This window comes from Flavisolibacter nicotianae (genome assembly GCF_003628535.1).
Lineage (GTDB): Bacteria > Bacteroidota > Bacteroidia > Chitinophagales > Chitinophagaceae > Flavisolibacter > Flavisolibacter nicotianae.
Map to the genome: position 1 here is coordinate 171679 of NZ_RBCI01000001.1, position 15260 is coordinate 186938.

Here is a 15260-nt window from a genome sequence, read left to right on the forward strand (position 1 = left end):
TGCGAAATATCAGTTAACTTCAGAAACAATTGACCTACAAGCTTTCCATACTCTTTGTAATCGCTTGCCTATACAGCCTTTCTGTCTTTTCCCAAACCGTTGAATTTGTCGAAAACAAAGGCCAGTGGGATAACCGTGTCAAGTACATGGGCAAGGTGCCTGCCGGTGCCTTCATGGTGGAGCAAACCGGTTTCACGGTGGTGCAGCACGATCCGAAAGAATGGGTGCAGTTTGCAGAAGCCGTTCATGGCCACAAGACCGGAAAGGAACCGCAAACTCCCCCATCGCAAACACTTCATTCCCATGCGTACCGGGTCCGTTTTGAAGGCGGCAACCCGGCACCGGAAGTTATCGCCGACAAGCCGTTGTATACCTACAACAATTACTTCATCGGCAGCGACCCGTCAAAATGGGCAAGGGACTGCAAAATCTACCAGGGCATTACCGTTAAAAACATTTATCCCAATATCGATGTACGCTATTATGCCGGCGATGGTTCGGTGAAGTACGACCTGATTGTGCACCCCGGCGGCAACCCGTCGCAGATTGCCCTTCGTTACGATGGCGTCCAGGGGCTCGACGTCAAAAACAAAGACCTCCTGATCAGGACCTCCGTTGGCGACCTGCGGGAACTGGACCCTTACGCCTACCAATACACGGAAACGGGACGAATCCCTGTTCAAACAAAATTTACGGTCGAAAAGAACACGGTGCATTTCGATATTAAAAACTACAATTCCAAAACCACGCTGGTGATCGACCCAAGCCTTGTGTTCTGTTCGTTCAGCGGCAGCCGCGCCGACAACTGGGGCTTTACTGCTACTTACGGCCCGGATGGCAGCATGTATGGCGGCGGCATCAGCTTCAGCCCGGGTGGCTACCCGGTAACGCCGGGTGCCTTTCAAACCAATTATGCCGGTGGCGACTTCGATATCTCCATCATCAAGCTTACCCCCGACGGATCGAACCGTGTGTATGCGACCTATATCGGCGGCTCCGGAAAAGAGCAGCCACACAGTTTGTTTGTAACGAAAGGCGGTAACCTTGTTATTGCCGGACGCACCAACTCTCCTGTAACCGGCAGCGGCGCCTTCCCGCTGAAGGGTGCCGGCAAGGTTGGCGATTGCGGCGACTACGACATCATTGTAACAGAACTCAACGCAACCGGAACAGACATCGTGGGATCGGCCCGCATTGGCGGAACGGGCAAGGATGGTGTAAACATTACGGAGCAGGAAACCATGTCTTCCCTGCTGCGCAATTACGGCGATAATGGCCGCAGCGAAGTCATTGTGGATCCAGGTGGCAATATCTGTGTTGCGTCGTGCACCCAATCGCTGGGCAGCGGCACGTCGGTCTTTCCTGTAACCGCCAATGCCTTTCAAAAAACAGCCGGTGGCGGCACGCAGGATGGCGTTGTGCTGAAATTCGACCCAACGCTTTCGACGATGGTGTACAGCTCTTACCTTGGCGGCAGCGGCAACGATGCAGCCTATGTTCTGGCCATCAATCCAAAAGACGGGAACCTTTACATCGCCGGCGGAACAGAAAGCAGCGACCTCCTGCCAGGCACCACCAGCGGGAGCCTTGGTCCTACCAATTTTGGAACTTCCAGTAAGATTGACGGCTTTGTAACCATCCTTAACCCGGCGGGTGCCATTGTCAAAACCACTTACGTTGGTACCAGTGGCGACGACCAGGTCTACGGAATCCAGTTCGACCAGAACGGCTATCCGTACGTCATGGGACAAACCTCCGGCGACTGGCCGGTGATCAATGCGCCCTGGAACCAGCCGCGAGGAAAGCAGTTTGTTGCCAAGCTGCAACCCGATCTCTCTGCCTATGTGTATTCCACTATGTTTGGCAAAGGCGATTTCGCTCCCGACATCTCGCCGGTTGCGTTCCTGGTTGACCGCTGCGAGAATGTCTACATTTCGGGTTGGGGCGGGAAAATCCCCGGCTATAATTTTTTGGCGGCCGGCGTGGACGGCCTCCCGGTGACGGCCGATGCACTGAAATCTTCCCCGGACATTAATGCACAAACCGGCAGCGGCTGGGACTTTTATTTTTTTGTGCTGAAGAAAGACGCGGCCTCGCAGCTTTACGGAACCTTCTTTGGCCAGAATGGCGGTGAGTTCCCCGATCATGTCGATGGTGGAACCAGCCGTTTCGATGCTGCCGGTGTGATCTACCAGGCTATTTGCGCTTCGTGCAGCAACAACCTTCCCTTTCCCACGACAGCCGGCGCCTGGGCCACCACAAAGCCGACTCAGGCCTGCAACCTCGCCCTGGTAAAAATTGCATTCAACCTCGATGGCGTGCGGGGCAAGGTTCGTTCCACCATCAGGGGCATTCCCCGCAAAACCTCGGGTTGCATACCGCTGACGGTTGATTTTACCGACACCATTCAAATGGCCAAACAATACGAGTGGAATTTTGGCGACGGCAGCCCGGTGGTGAAAACCACTGATCCCAACATCCAGCATACGTTCGACAAGGTTGGCGTGTACAACGTCATGATGGTTGCCATTGATCCGGACAAATGCATCACCCGCGACTCGTCCTTTGTTACCATCAGGGCCAGCGACAACATTGCCCGCCTGAACTTCAACCCGGTGAAACTAAGCCCACCGTGTGAAATTTTCCGCTACCGCTTCGACAACACCTCCGGCGCACCGCCCGGCGTCCCGTTCAAGTCCGGTTCGTTTACCTGGGATTTTGGCGACAACTCGCCTTTGCAACCGGCCGGATCCGAATCGGTTTTCCATACCTATGCGGCCGCGGGAACCTATACCGTCCGGCTGATCTTAAACGATACCACCTATTGCAACTCGCCGGATACCCTCACAAAGACCCTGCGTGTTTCTGCCAATGTAAAAGCGTCTTTCGAGACGCCGGCTTCCGGATGCGCACCGTATGACGCGGTATTTGAGAATACATCGCAGGGAGGCGCAGAATTCCACTGGACCTTTGGCGATGGCGGCACATCCACCGACCAAAACCCGGTACATACCTACTTATCACCGGGGACCTACGTGGTGCGGATGACGGCCATTGATTCCAATACGTGCAACAAGATCGACAGCACCTCGTTCACTATCCTGGTTTTGGGCAAACCAAGCGCCGACTTTACGGCTTCACCCCAACCGCCGGTTACCAACACTCCTATCACTTTTACCAATCTTTCGAGTGCGGATGCGGTACGGTTTACCTGGCAGTTTGGCGACGGGGATTCGCTGGTAACCACTTCCCGTGGCCCGGTAAAGCACGAGTACAATTTAACCGGCACCTATACAGCCTGTCTCGTTGCCTATAATGCGGCCGGCTGTCCGGCGCAGGCCTGCAAGCAGGTGTCGACGCTTGTAGAACCGGCGGTAGATGTACCAACGGCTTTCACGCCGCTCAGTAATGATGTGAACAGCATGGTGTTCGTGCGGGGTTATGGAATTGCCAAAATGCGCTTTGCCATTTTTGCCCGCTGGGGAGAAAAAGTGTTCGAAACCGGCGACCGTAAGATTGGCTGGGACGGCCGCTACAAAGGCCAGTTACTGCCGATGGATGCCTATGCCTATATCCTGGATGTTGAATTTTTTGACGGCAAAAAATACCAGAAGAAAGGCGACATCACGCTGATCCGGTAGGGAAGAAACGGGTGAGCAAAACACCCGGCAAAAGACAAAAGCGATTGTACCCGATGAAATCCACCTTGCTTTAAAACCACCATGGTGTTGCGATCTGCGGAAAAGAGCGTACGCCGAAAATAACCAATTGCAGATGAGGAACAGAGAAACCTGTTTACTTCAACTGAAACGCATATTGTGAAAAACATTTACTACAATCTGACAATTTGGATGCTTGCGACAGTGACGGTTGCACAAGGCCAGGACCTGCATTTCTCGCAGTTTTTCCGTTCGCCTTTAGTAACCAACCCGGCCAATACCGGCTTTATGCCCGAAGGCGATTACCGGCTGGGCATCAATTACCGCAACCAGTGGTCATCGGTCATGCAGGTGCCCTACAAAACCATGAGCGCATTCGGCGATATGCAACTCATGCGCAACAACTCCGACAACGGCTGGCTGGGACTGGGTGGCCTGGTACTGCACGACGTGGCCGGCAGCGGCAACCTCACGTCGACAAAAATTTACGGCTCGGTGGCCTACCACCAAACGCTGGGTTATTCAAGCCTCGTAAGTCTTGGATTCAATGTTGGCTGGGCCAACAAACGGATCAACACCTACAACCTCAAATTCCCCGACCAGTTTGACGGCAACTTCTTCGACAACAAGCTGCCGACCAGCGCCATTCTCGACCGCAACAACATCAGCTACCTGGATATGCACGTAGGCCTCAACTATGCGTACTTCCCCACAACCAATGTGTACCTGAATGGCGGCTTTTCGGCCCAGCACGTCAACCGTCCAAACGAATCGTTTTTTGTGGACCAGGGCGATAAGAGTGCCAGCCGGGTACCGGTTCGCTATACCGGCTTTGTCAACGGCAGCTTTAAGCTCAACGACTCCTGGATCATTAACCCGAACATTTATTATTCGCGGCAAACGTCCCTGTACGAAGCAGTGGGCGGCATCAATGCGCAGTATAACCTGTCGGGCGAAGGCGATTACGTGTTGATGGGCGGACTGTATTACCGGCACAAAGAAGCCATCATCCCGATGATCGGCCTGGGGCTGAAGGATTACACGTTTGCCTTTACGTACGACGCCACCATCTCGTCGCTGAAAACCTACAACGGCACCCGTGGGGCTTTCGAGTTTTCGCTGATCAAAGAAGGCGTGTTCGACCGGTACAACGGCAACCGCCGGCAGAGCATGTGTCCCAGCTTTAAACAATAACATTTCCTTCTTCGGGATTTGTTGCTTTTGTCCGAGTTTTACGGCCATGATGACCGCTGCGCCTTCCCCGGTGATGGAACACCTCGATGCATTCCGCAGAATCGTTGGTGAGAAATTTGTTTTTGTCGACGAAGAGGTATTGCACCAATATGCACACGACGAAACTGAAGACCTCCGCTTTTTACCCGATATCGTACTGAAGCCCGGAACGGCACAGGAGATCAGCGAAATCCTGAAGATTTGCAACCAGTTTAAAATCCCGGTAACCCCCCGCGGCGGCGGTACCGGTTTGAGCGGCGGTGCACTGCCCCACCTGGGTGGCGTCCTGCTCTCGACAGACCGCCTGAACCGCATTATCGATATTGACGATCGTAACCTCCAGGTGACGACCGAACCGGGAGTCATTACCGAAGTATTGCAAAATGCTGTAAAAGAAAAAGGACTTTTTTATCCACCCGATCCCAGCAGCCGCGGCACCTGTTTTATCGGTGGCAACATTGCCGAAAACAGCGGGGGCCCCAAGGCCGTGAAGTATGGCGTGGTGAAAGACTACGTGCTGAACCTGGAAGTAGTATTGCCCACGGGTGAGATCATCTGGACCGGTGCCAACGTACTGAAAAATGCCACGGGCTACAACCTCACGCAGTTGCTGGTAGGTAGCGAAGGTACTCTTGGGATCGTGACCAAAGCCGTGCTGAAATTATTGCCGCTTCCAAAGCTGGATTTGCTGATGCTGGTGCCTTTCAAAAACCCGGTGGACGCCTGTGCGGCGGTGAGCGCCATTTTTGCTGCCGGCTTTGTGCCGAGTGCCATGGAGTTTATGGAACGCGACGCCATCGAATGGAGCATGCGCTACGTAGACAACTGCATCGTACCCTTGGACGAAGACACACAGGCCCACCTGCTGATTGAAGTAGACGGCAACGACATGGATGTACTGATGAAAGAAATGGAAGGCATTTCGGAAGTGGTGATGCGCTACGACTGCGGCGAAATTCTCTTTGCAGAAGATGCGCAGCAAAAGGCCGAATTGTGGAAACTGCGGCGGCGGGTGGCCGAGGCGGTAAAATCGCACTCGGTGTACAAAGAAGAAGACACCGTGGTGCCCCGCGCCGAATTGCCGGTGCTGCTGAAAGGTGTAAAAGAAATTGGCAAAAAATACGGCTTTCACTCGGTTTGCTACGGGCATGCCGGCGACGGCAACCTGCACGTGAACATTATCCGTGGCGACCTAACCGACGAACAGTGGACTGGCTCGCTGAAAAACGGCATTGTCGAAATCTTTCACCTGGTCAAATCACTTGGCGGCACCATCAGTGGCGAACATGGCATCGGGCTGGTGCAAAAAGAATATCTGCCCATTGTTTTCGAACCGGTGCAGATGCGCCTGATGCAACAAATCAAATCGATTTTCGACCCGAACAATATCCTGAATGCAGGAAAAATCTTTGATTGAATCCACTATGAAAAAAACGATTATCACTTCCTTGTTCGTATTCGCTGCCGTTTGCGCTTTTTCACAGGATGAAAACGGGGAGGCAAAAGAGAAGAAATTTTTTGCCGGTGGTGGTTTCGGTCTCTCACTGGGCCGCTACACACTGATCAGCCTGAACCCGCAGGTAGGCTACCGCTTCAACCGCTTTCTTGGTGCAGGTCTTGGAATGAACCTCGTTTATACCAGCCAGAAGGAGCGCTACAACGGCGCCGACTACAGCAAAACAACACAGGGCATTACGGGTCTCAACACCTTTGTCCGCTTTTATCCCATCCAACGGTTCATGGTGCAGGTGCAGCCGGAAGCCAATTATATTTTTGGAAACGTGCGGTATTACAATCCCCCGGAAAAGTACAAACTGGATGCGGAGATTATACCGAGTATACTCGTTGGCGGCGGCCTGGTTACACCGACCGAAAAAGGCGCCATGCTCTTTACGGTTCTTTACGATGTGCTGCAAAATCCCAATTCGCCGTATGGAAACCGACCCGTGGTGAATGTCGGCTACAATATCAACTTTTAAGTACACGGCCACCTATTCCGTAAAAACCACATTCTTCAATTGGCGTGGTTTTTCCCGATTCTGCGCAGCGCAACAAAGAGCAGCATATTCGATTGGTGAAAATCTTATATTCGTAAGAGACACGAAAACCACCAGCCATGACTTATCTCTTCGAACCGTTCACTCCCGAGAAATTCAAACAGGCGACAGGTTTAAACGCAACGGAAAATGAGGCGATTTACCTACGCTGGGTCAACAGCCAGATCAACTATGCCAATTACCTGCAAATGCAGGAAATGAATACCTCTCTTCGACAGATTATCGGGCTGCTGAAAGAAGGCGCCCTTTCCGAAAGTTCCAAATAGCCATCCCGCTGGTGGCGCAAAATTTTCTGCGCTACCGCTGATGAACCAGTATCATTTTTCCACTGAACGATTGTCCTCCTGGAACGAATTCAGCCAGGTCATCCTGCAGTTTTCCGAACGCTGGGCGTTTCGCGGGCAGGCCAACGCCAACTGGGTGCTGAACAACGCCATTGAGCGAACGGATTTTATCCGGCACCACAAAGGCATTGAAGCGCAATTTGTAGCCGAATTCCAACGCGGCGCCCTGAATTATTTAACCAAAGACCAAACACCGGGGCACCTCATCGAATGGCTGGCCCTGATGCAGCACCACGGTGCGCCAACCCGTTTGCTGGACCTGAGCCGGTCTCCCTTTATTGCCGCTTATTTTGCTTATGAACTGGCGCTGCTTCGCGACGATCACCACGTATCGGTTTGGTGTCTGAATATCGACCACCTGCGGAGCAAGGCCCTGGAAGTGCTCTCGCAGGAATTTGGAGAAGCCCTGAAAGAAACGCATAACCGGATCAATGAAAAACTGTTTGAACTCATTTTTTATCAGAACAACAAAAGCCTTGTCTTCCCGGTGGAACCCTTTCGCATGAACCGCCGCTACTCGCTGCAACAGTCTGTTTTTGTCAGCACGGGCAACTCCGAACAGCCCTTTATGAACCAGTTGTATTTTTTGCAGGAGGATATGCCGAAAGCCGTAGTAAAGTTGGAGATTCCAGCAGGGGATAAAAAACAGGCGATGCGGGACCTGCTGAAAATGAATTTGCACAGGGCCAGCCTCTTCCCCGACTTGGATGGCTATGCGCTTTCGATGCGGTTGCGTTACAACAACATGAAAGCGCCGGAGGAAATAGAAAAGGAAAAGCAAAAAAAAGAAAAGGACAGTAATTACCCTTACTTTCCTTAGCGGTTCACAGTTGGTTGGACATCCCACTTATACCTAAATTTGGTGCTTGCATTTTTTTGATCAAAATCCTATGTTTGATTATAACGGATTAACAAATCATTGAAAAACTTTGCACCATATCGAATGTCCTACTATTCCAAAATCCTTTTGAAAATGAATAGCTGTTTTTCCAATGTTTACCAGTACTTCGAATTTGTGGTTCATCCCGCAGCCGGCAAAAGCACCAGCAACAAAACAAAAAAACGCAACGGCAAAACAGCCGTCTTACCCAAGGCGACGCCCGACAGCCACAACCTTCGCGATGGCGTGAAACGGGCCGACAGTTACCGCCGAAATCCTGCGCCCTGATTGCATAGCAATGGCCTTTGTTTGACGTTGTTTGCTTTTCTTCTTTTACGGTTCAACGCAAGCAATATTTTACCTTTCGGAGCAGATGTTCGCTCACCTCGATCCGAATCCGGCCTTACCTTTACAGCGACGATTTACCTATGGGTGTCTGGAAACAATTAGCCGAATATTTATACTTGCGAAAGCCTGATCCCGACAGGCCGAAGACGAATTTTGTGAAGTACATGCACGGCATCAATCGCCTGAGCCTGCTCTTGTTTATCGTGGCCCTGATTATCCTCATCATCCGGCTAACAGTGAAGAAGTAGAAACGTGAAAGGTGAGATGTCGGAGGGAAACATGTCTCTCCAAAAAAATTTGCAAGACACATCGAAGACGCACTGAAACAGTGCAACTATTTTCCTGTAAAAAGCAGGACACCTAAAACTGTTTACTGCCAATTTCCAGTTCTCGCTCCCGCAGTCTCCGATTGCAAAAATCCGACAATCTCCTGCGCCGCACGGGCCGAAGCATCGCCCTCTTTCTGAAGGAGCATTTTCAGTTCCGCATAGTCGGCAATCATTTGACTTCTTCGGTTTTCGTTGTGCAGAATGGCATCCAGCTCATGCCGGATCTTTCCCGCCGTCAGGTCATTTTGAATAAGTTCCGTTACGACAGGTTTATCCATGATCAGGTTGACCAGTGAAATGTATTTGATCTTTACCAGCCGCCTGGCAATCTGGTACGAAACCGGTGAACCTTTGTAGCAAACGACCTGCGGCACACCAAACAAGCCTGTCTCCAGTGTCGCCGTTCCCGACGTAACCAGGGCTGCTTTTGCCTTGGCAAGCAGCGTGTAGGTTTGACCGGTTACAGCAAGGAGAACGCCAGGAAACGAAGAAAGTAAATCGTTGTAAAATTCAATGGGCTGACCCGGTGCCTGGGCCACGATAAACTGGTAGGACGGGAATGATTTGGCGGCTTCCAGCATCAGGGGCAACTTGACCTTGATCTCCTGGCGGCGACTGCCGGGTAAGATGGCGATGATCTCTTTTTGGCCGACCTTTTTTTCCGTCACAACAACGCTTCCACCGGTTGCGATGTTCCGGCACTGCAGCCCCTGTGTTGCCCTTTCGCGACTGGCCTCGTCAATAACTTGTACCAGAGGGTGCCCAACATAATCCACCGGGTAATCCCATTTTTGGTAAAACGCTTTTTCAAACGGAAGGATCACCAGCATTTTGTCTACCCATTGCCGGATACCTTTCACGCGGCTTTCCTTCCAGGCCCACACCTGCGGTGAGATGTAGTACACCACCTTCAGCCCTTTTTCTTTTGCCCATTTGGCCACCCGCAAATTAAATCCCGGGTAATCGATCAGGATAAGGACATCCGGCTGAAAAGTGGCAATATCTTCTTTGCAAAAGGCGAGGTTGGACAGGATGGTACGCAGGTTCATGACCACTTCGATGAAACCCATGAAAGCAAGTTCTTTGTAATGCTTCACAACCTGCCCTCCGGCCGCTTGCATCAGGTCGCCGCCCCAGCAGCGGATCACAGCAGCACCATCGCGTTTTTTCAGTTCCCGGATCAAATTGCTGCCGTGCAGATCACCCGATGCTTCCCCTGCAATGATGTAATACTTCATCCCCCTGTCCCCCTAAAGAGTAGACTTCGGTGCAAGTTTCCCTTTTTTCTTTTTGCCATTTTTTTGGTGCAATTATTATTTAGCTGAATCACCGGACGTAGAAGTGCGCAGCACAACGGAAGAAGAAGAACAGCATCTGTACGTTTCCCCGACCCAAGTCTCCCCTTTAGGGGGATCAGATCAACACTTTTGCCAGCAAAATGCCGATGCCGTAAAGCAGCGTAATGGCAAAAATGCCTTTGGCCGTTTTGTCTTTTTGGGTGTTGACATAGTAGGTAAAAAGCGCAATGTTGCTCACCAGGCACCACACGCCAAAAAACGTGATCAGTCCCTTCTGGGCGGCAAAGGTTTGAATGAATTCGGTGAGGGATGATTCACTGAAGCGCACCAGATAAATCAATAAAAACACCACCAGCGGTAGCACAAAACCCAGCGCCATTCCCAGTTGCAGGTTATCCTTCTTGAGAAAAAATGTTCCAGTCGTTTTCAATTTGCTGCTTCAGTTTATAGTTGGTTAAATCAAACTGCACCGGTACCACGCTCACATATTGATTAGCCAGTGCCCAGACATCGGTATCGGTGCCTTCGTCAAAATTGACAAACTCACCTGTCAGCCAATAGTATTTCCGTCCGTTCGGGTCTAAACGTTCCAGGAAGTCTTCTTCGTATTTTGCATAGGCCTGCCGGCAAATTTTAACACCCTTGATCTCCTCCGGTGTGGCAATGGGAAAGTTGACATTCAGCACGCAGTGCTTGTCGGGCGGGTGTTGCAGCATTTGCTCCACGATGATGCGGGCATATTTCCGGGCAGCGCTGAAGTCGGCTTCCAGCGCATAATCCAGCAGGGAAAAACCCACGGAAGGAATGCTTTCAATGGCGGCTTCTACAGCTGCCGACATGGTGCCGGAGTAGATGACATTGATGCTGTGATTGGCGCCATGGTTGATCCCGCTGATGCAGAGATCGGGCTTTTGGTGCAGTATCTTATCCACTGCCAGCTTCACACAGTCGACCGGTGTGCCCGAACACTGGTACGAATCGATATCCTCGAACAGGTGCACTTTGTGCAGGCGAAGCGGGATGCCAATGGTGATGGCATGTCCCATTCCCGATTGCGGCTTGTCGGGCGCCACCACCACAATCTTTCCCAGTCCTCTGACCGCTTCCACCAGGTTCCGGATACCGGGTGCGTTGATACCATCGTCGTTCGTCACTAAAATTACAGGCTCACGTTGTTCTGCCATGCTCGGGTTGTTTTATGCTTTCCTGCAAATTTGTTGCAGAAAAGACGGAAAACCAAATGATGAGTAAGGAGCGATCAATGATGAGTCCCGTAAAAATTCTGGTTTGGATTTTAAATTGAAGAAAAAATGTTTTTAACGTTAGCACATACCACAACCAATGTCTTTCAAACGTCGAAGAAATTTGTACCCGATGTTACCAGGTTACAAAAGAGTTTCCAACAGAAGAACGCTTTGCTATAGGGCAACAGATACGCAGGGCTGCATTGTCCACACCTGAATATAGCCGAAGGTTGCTCCCGGAAATCCCCTGTGGAACGAAAGCGGTATTTTGAGATATCCCGCGGTTCTATTGAAGTCGATACCGCGCCTGACATTGCGGAGAATCTGCATTACAAACAAAAGAAGAACTGCAAACGCCAGGAAATTATCTTGTCAGTATGTTTAAACAACTTTCCGGATTAATGGGATGACACGAGGAAGAAGAAACTTTTTCATTGCTGATCACTCATCATTCGTTTTTCTAAATAAATTAGTATTTTGCGGCTAAATAACTTAGCTCATGTCTTTCGCCAACAAGAATTTAAAATACCTGCGCAAGCTGCGCGGTTGGACCCAGGAAGAATTTGCCCAAAAACTACGTATCAAGCGGTCCCTTTTGGGCGCATACGAAGAAGAACGTGCCGAACCCCGCATCGAGATCCTTGAAGCGGTGGCCGACATGTTTAAACTCACGCTGGACGACCTGCTGCGCCGGGATGTCAGCGATAACAAAACGAGCTATCTCTCCCGCCGCCGGGCCCAGAAACTGGCAAGCGGCCGTGCCGATATTCCGTTTGTGCCGGTGAAAGCAGCTGCCGGTTACCTGGCCGGTTATTCCGACCCCGAATTCATCGACGAGTTGAACACCTTTACGCTTCCCATGCTGAGTGGTGGCGACTACCGTGCTTTTGAAATTGTTGGCGACTCCATGATGCCCACCCCAAGCGGCAGCGTGATCGTGGGCGAAAAAGTACAAAGCGTGGAAGAGATCAAATCAAACAATACCTACGTGGTGGTATCGAAAACCGATGGCATCGTCTACAAGCGGGTATTGAAGAACAACCGCCAGAAAAACAAATTCACGCTGGTGAGCGACAATCCTGCCTACCAGCCCTACAATGTCAGCGCCGAAGAGATCCTGGAACTGTGGCAGGCGCAGATGGTTATTTCCAAAGCCAATACGCAGCAGCGGTGGGATGTAAACAACCTGGCCAACCTGGTGAGCAACCTGCAGGAGCAGGTGAGCGTACTGAAAAAGCGGATGGCCTAAATATTTTTTGTCGGAAATGGCGCAGTAAATTGAAGGAACTTTATATTTACGTTTTTCGCCAAAGCTGACATGAATGCTGAGAGGATTGATCCTTGCCGTCGTCATGTTTTTGACGCATAGAGGGCTAACGCAGAAAACACTAACCGCATACAAAACACTGCAGCCTCCTGTCATCGACGGGAAGCTGGATGATGCGGCCTGGCAGTCAGCCCTGCCGGCAACAGACTTCATCCAGAACTCTCCCAACTTCGGCCAGTCTTCTTTGGTTCAGTCTTCGGTAAAAGTGCTTTACGACAACAATGCCGTTTACATTGGCGCCATCCTCTACGACAATCCGGGACAAATTCAAAAACAACTGACAGCGCGGGACAACGAGCAGCGGCAAAATGCCGATTGCTTTGCTGTTTTTTTCGACACATACAACGACAAACAAAACGGTTTTCAGTTCCTGGTTACACCCGCCAATGTGCAAACCGATAGCAAACTGGCAGCAACGGCCACTACCGGGTACGGCGATTACGGCGACCGCTCGTGGGATGCCGTGTGGCAAAGCCAGACCAGCATCACCGAAAACGGCTGGATTGCTGAAATACGCATTCCGTATTCATCTCTCCGCTTTGCGCGGAAAGACATTCAAACCTGGGGCCTTCAATTTCTCCGGTACACCCGCCGCAACAACGAGATATCGTATTGGAACCCTGTAAATCCGGCCGAGAATGGCTTTGTCAACCAGTTTGGCCAGCTCACCGACCTGCACGACATCCAGCCGCCCCTGCGCCTGAGTCTTTCGCCCTACCTGTCAAGCGGTGTGCGCTATTACCCGCAGAATTTTGGAAAGAAAAAAGACGTGCTTCACAGCGGCGGCTTGGACGTTAAATACGGCATCAATGAGAGCTTTACCCTCGATGCCACGGTCATCCCCGACTTTGGCCAGGTGGTATCGGACAACCTGGTGAACAACCTCTCTCCTTTCGAGCAGCAGTTCCAGGAGAACCGCCCGTTTTTTACCGAAGGCACAGAACTGTTTCTAAAATCGGGGTTGTTTTATTCCCGCAGGATCGGCGCCATCCCGGGCGGCTACTACGCGGCCCAGGAATTACCGGGCTATTCCGCCGTCAAAAACCCCTCGGTCACGCAATTGTACAATGCCGTCAAGTTGTCGGGCCGCACCAGAGGAAAACTGGGCATCGGCGTTTTCAATGCCGTAACCGCACCGATGTACGCCACGGTCCAAAACACTAATACGAAGCAGGACTCGACCTTTGAAACAGAACCGCTGACCAATTACAACCTCCTGGTGCTGGACCAGGCATTGAAAGGACGTTCGTCCATTACGTTTACCAACACCAACGTGTTGCGCAGCGGAAGTGCAAGGGACGCTAACGTTTCCGGCCTGGATCTTTCCCTTTTTACTCCCGACAACCGGTACCAGGTAAAACTCACGGGCCGTTACAGCAAGATCTTTGGCTACTCCGCCTTACCCAGCTTCGATTATTCTTCGTATGGCATCAACCTGATCGGCGATACCACACGCATCAACAACCAGTTGTTGGTAAAACCCTACGACGGTTTTAAAACCTCGTTGTTTGTCGGGAAAGTCAGCGGGAAACTGCGGTTTGCTTTTACGACAAACGTGGTTTCCAGCAAATACGACCCCAACGACATGGGCTACCTGCAGGCGCCTAACAAAGTGGGTTATATTGCCGAAGGCAGCTACAACCAGCTAACTGCCACCAACCGGTTTATCTCCTACCAGTACACATTCGGCACCCGTTACAGCAACATGTTCAAGCCCTATGCTTACGACCAGTACGAGGCCTATGCCCGGGGTTTTTGGGTGTTTAAGAACTTCTGGGATGTGGCCCTCAACATCGGCTCGCAGCCCTTTGCATCGCACGATTATTTTGAACTGCGTACGCCCAACCGCTACCTTGTGAAGCCCGCTTTTCATTATGTTTCTGCGGAAGGCAGCAGCGACAGCCGGAAGAAGCTTTTCGTCAATTACATTTTGGGATTTTCGCATGCCGAGGTGGAAAACGGCAATTACTATCTCGTGAACCTGGGTACCCGTTACCGTTTCAGCAACCGGTTTACGCTGGGTCTATCGATTTACAGGGAAGACGAACAAAACCAGATCGGCTATGCGTTTGTGAGAGAGTCCAATGGCGAGCCTATTATCGGCTACCGCAGAAACCTGCAAACGACGGCCGTACTGAACGGCATTTACAATTTTACATCGCGGCTGAACCTGACCCTTCGCACAAGACATTACTGGAACCAGGTGCGTTATCACAGCTTCTTCAACGTAAACCAGGATGGTCACCCCGTGCCGCGGGCCTTTCTTCCCAACCAGGACGAGAACTACAACCTCTTTAACGTGGATGCTTTTTTTACCTGGGACTTCCGCCCCGGCAGCCGGGTGATTGCAGGCTACAAGAACTGGCTTGGCGATCCGACAGGTGTTGTCTCGCAGTCGCGCTACCTCGGCAACCTGAAAAACATTTTCCAGACCTCGCACGGTAACGAGTTAACCGTCAAGCTGATTTACTTTCTGGACTACAACCAGTTTCGCAAAAAGCGCTAGGGGCACCACATAAACACTCCTGTGCGTGCTTGTCT

The 15260-nt window shown here is 51.4% G+C and carries 13 protein-coding genes and 1 pseudogene; 11 read left to right on the forward strand and 3 right to left on the reverse strand.

The genetic code is table 11. The annotated features are described in order from the left end of the window. Positions 1-29 precede the first annotated feature (29 nt). The 8 genes from D6024_RS00695 (at position 30) to D6024_RS27500 (ending at position 8769) form a co-directional block, all read left to right on the forward strand. Positions 30-3641 carry a DUF7948 domain-containing protein gene (locus D6024_RS00695; protein WP_121352226.1) on the forward strand — a complete coding sequence of 1204 codons (3612 nt, stop codon included), beginning with the start codon at positions 30-32 and terminating at the stop codon, positions 3639-3641. Positions 3642-3818: 177 nt separating this feature from the next. After that, a complete protein-coding gene (locus D6024_RS00700; RefSeq protein ID WP_240409899.1) occupies positions 3819-4853 on the forward strand; it encodes a PorP/SprF family type IX secretion system membrane protein in 1035 nt (344 codons plus the stop codon). A gap of 46 nt (positions 4854-4899) precedes the next feature. Continuing rightward, positions 4900-6309: an FAD-binding oxidoreductase gene (locus D6024_RS00705; protein ID WP_240409900.1), complete on the forward strand. Its 1410-nt coding sequence runs from the start codon at positions 4900-4902 to the stop codon at positions 6307-6309. A 7-nt stretch (positions 6310-6316) separates the two neighbouring features. Beyond that, positions 6317-6871, forward strand: coding sequence for a hypothetical protein (locus D6024_RS00710; protein WP_121352228.1), 555 nt, complete (start codon positions 6317-6319; stop codon positions 6869-6871). 137 nt (positions 6872-7008) lie between these two features. Then, positions 7009-7215, forward strand: a complete 207-nt coding sequence (locus D6024_RS00715; protein ID WP_121352230.1) for a hypothetical protein — start codon at positions 7009-7011, stop codon at positions 7213-7215. Positions 7216-7255: 40 nt separating this feature from the next. Further along, positions 7256-8113 carry an FRG domain-containing protein gene (locus tag D6024_RS00720; protein WP_121352232.1) on the forward strand — a complete coding sequence of 286 codons (858 nt, stop codon included), beginning with the start codon at positions 7256-7258 and terminating at the stop codon, positions 8111-8113. A 153-nt stretch (positions 8114-8266) separates the two neighbouring features. Continuing rightward, entirely contained in the window at positions 8267-8461 is a 195-nt protein-coding gene (locus tag D6024_RS00725; protein WP_162944447.1) for a hypothetical protein, read from the forward strand. Between the two features lie 140 nt (positions 8462-8601). After that, complete coding sequence (locus tag D6024_RS27500) at positions 8602-8769, forward strand: DUF6728 family protein (RefSeq protein WP_317125257.1); 168 nt, start codon at positions 8602-8604, stop codon at positions 8767-8769. Between the two features lie 122 nt (positions 8770-8891). Here the strand turns inward: D6024_RS27500 and lpxB are convergent, their stop codons facing one another. From lpxB to surE, 3 genes are all read right to left on the reverse strand, one after another. After that, the gene (gene lpxB / locus D6024_RS00735; protein WP_121352237.1) at positions 8892-10088 is read right to left on the reverse strand and encodes a lipid-A-disaccharide synthase; all 1197 of its coding nucleotides are present in this window, start codon (positions 10086-10088) and stop codon (positions 8892-8894) included. A gap of 175 nt (positions 10089-10263) precedes the next feature. Continuing rightward, complete coding sequence (locus D6024_RS00740; RefSeq protein ID WP_162944448.1) at positions 10264-10578, reverse strand: PH domain-containing protein; 315 nt, start codon at positions 10576-10578, stop codon at positions 10264-10266. Beyond that, positions 10541-11332, reverse strand: a complete 792-nt coding sequence (surE, locus tag D6024_RS00745) for a 5'/3'-nucleotidase SurE (protein WP_121352241.1) — start codon at positions 11330-11332, stop codon at positions 10541-10543. The genes D6024_RS00740 and surE overlap by 38 nt, the downstream gene beginning before the upstream one ends. 236 nt (positions 11333-11568) lie before the next feature. Here surE and D6024_RS27535 point away from each other — a divergent pair. The 3 genes and pseudogenes from D6024_RS27535 to D6024_RS00760 all read left to right on the forward strand — a co-directional run bounded on the left by D6024_RS27535 (position 11569) and on the right by D6024_RS00760 (position 15225). Continuing rightward, positions 11569-11794: pseudogene (locus D6024_RS27535) on the forward strand (four helix bundle protein). 97 nt (positions 11795-11891) lie between these two features. Continuing rightward, positions 11892-12641 carry an XRE family transcriptional regulator gene (locus D6024_RS00755; protein WP_121352243.1) on the forward strand — a complete coding sequence of 250 codons (750 nt, stop codon included), beginning with the start codon at positions 11892-11894 and terminating at the stop codon, positions 12639-12641. 73 nt (positions 12642-12714) lie between these two features. Further along, complete coding sequence (locus tag D6024_RS00760) at positions 12715-15225, forward strand: DUF5916 domain-containing protein (protein ID WP_121352245.1); 2511 nt, start codon at positions 12715-12717, stop codon at positions 15223-15225. The last annotated feature ends 35 nt before the right edge of the window (positions 15226-15260 follow it).

Bases quoted from the DNA above. Each gene is read 5' to 3' on its own strand.
- D6024_RS00705 (WP_240409900.1), top strand. From the start codon at position 4,900: ATGATGACCGCTGCGCCTTCCCCGGTGATGGAACACCTCGATGCATTC.
- D6024_RS00710 (WP_121352228.1), top strand. From the start codon at position 6,317: ATGAAAAAAACGATTATCACTTCCTTGTTCGTATTCGCTGCCGTTTGC.
- D6024_RS00715 (WP_121352230.1), top strand. From the start codon at position 7,009: ATGACTTATCTCTTCGAACCGTTCACTCCCGAGAAATTCAAACAGGCG.
- D6024_RS00720 (WP_121352232.1), top strand. From the start codon at position 7,256: ATGAACCAGTATCATTTTTCCACTGAACGATTGTCCTCCTGGAACGAA.
- D6024_RS00725 (WP_162944447.1), top strand. From the start codon at position 8,267: ATGAATAGCTGTTTTTCCAATGTTTACCAGTACTTCGAATTTGTGGTT.
- D6024_RS27500 (WP_317125257.1), top strand. From the start codon at position 8,602: ATGGGTGTCTGGAAACAATTAGCCGAATATTTATACTTGCGAAAGCCT.
- lpxB (WP_121352237.1), bottom strand. From the start codon at position 10,088: ATGAAGTATTACATCATTGCAGGGGAAGCATCGGGTGATCTGCACGGC.
- surE (WP_121352241.1), bottom strand. From the start codon at position 11,332: ATGGCAGAACAACGTGAGCCTGTAATTTTAGTGACGAACGACGATGGT.
- D6024_RS00755 (WP_121352243.1), top strand. From the start codon at position 11,892: ATGTCTTTCGCCAACAAGAATTTAAAATACCTGCGCAAGCTGCGCGGT.
- D6024_RS00760 (WP_121352245.1), top strand. From the start codon at position 12,715: ATGCTGAGAGGATTGATCCTTGCCGTCGTCATGTTTTTGACGCATAGA.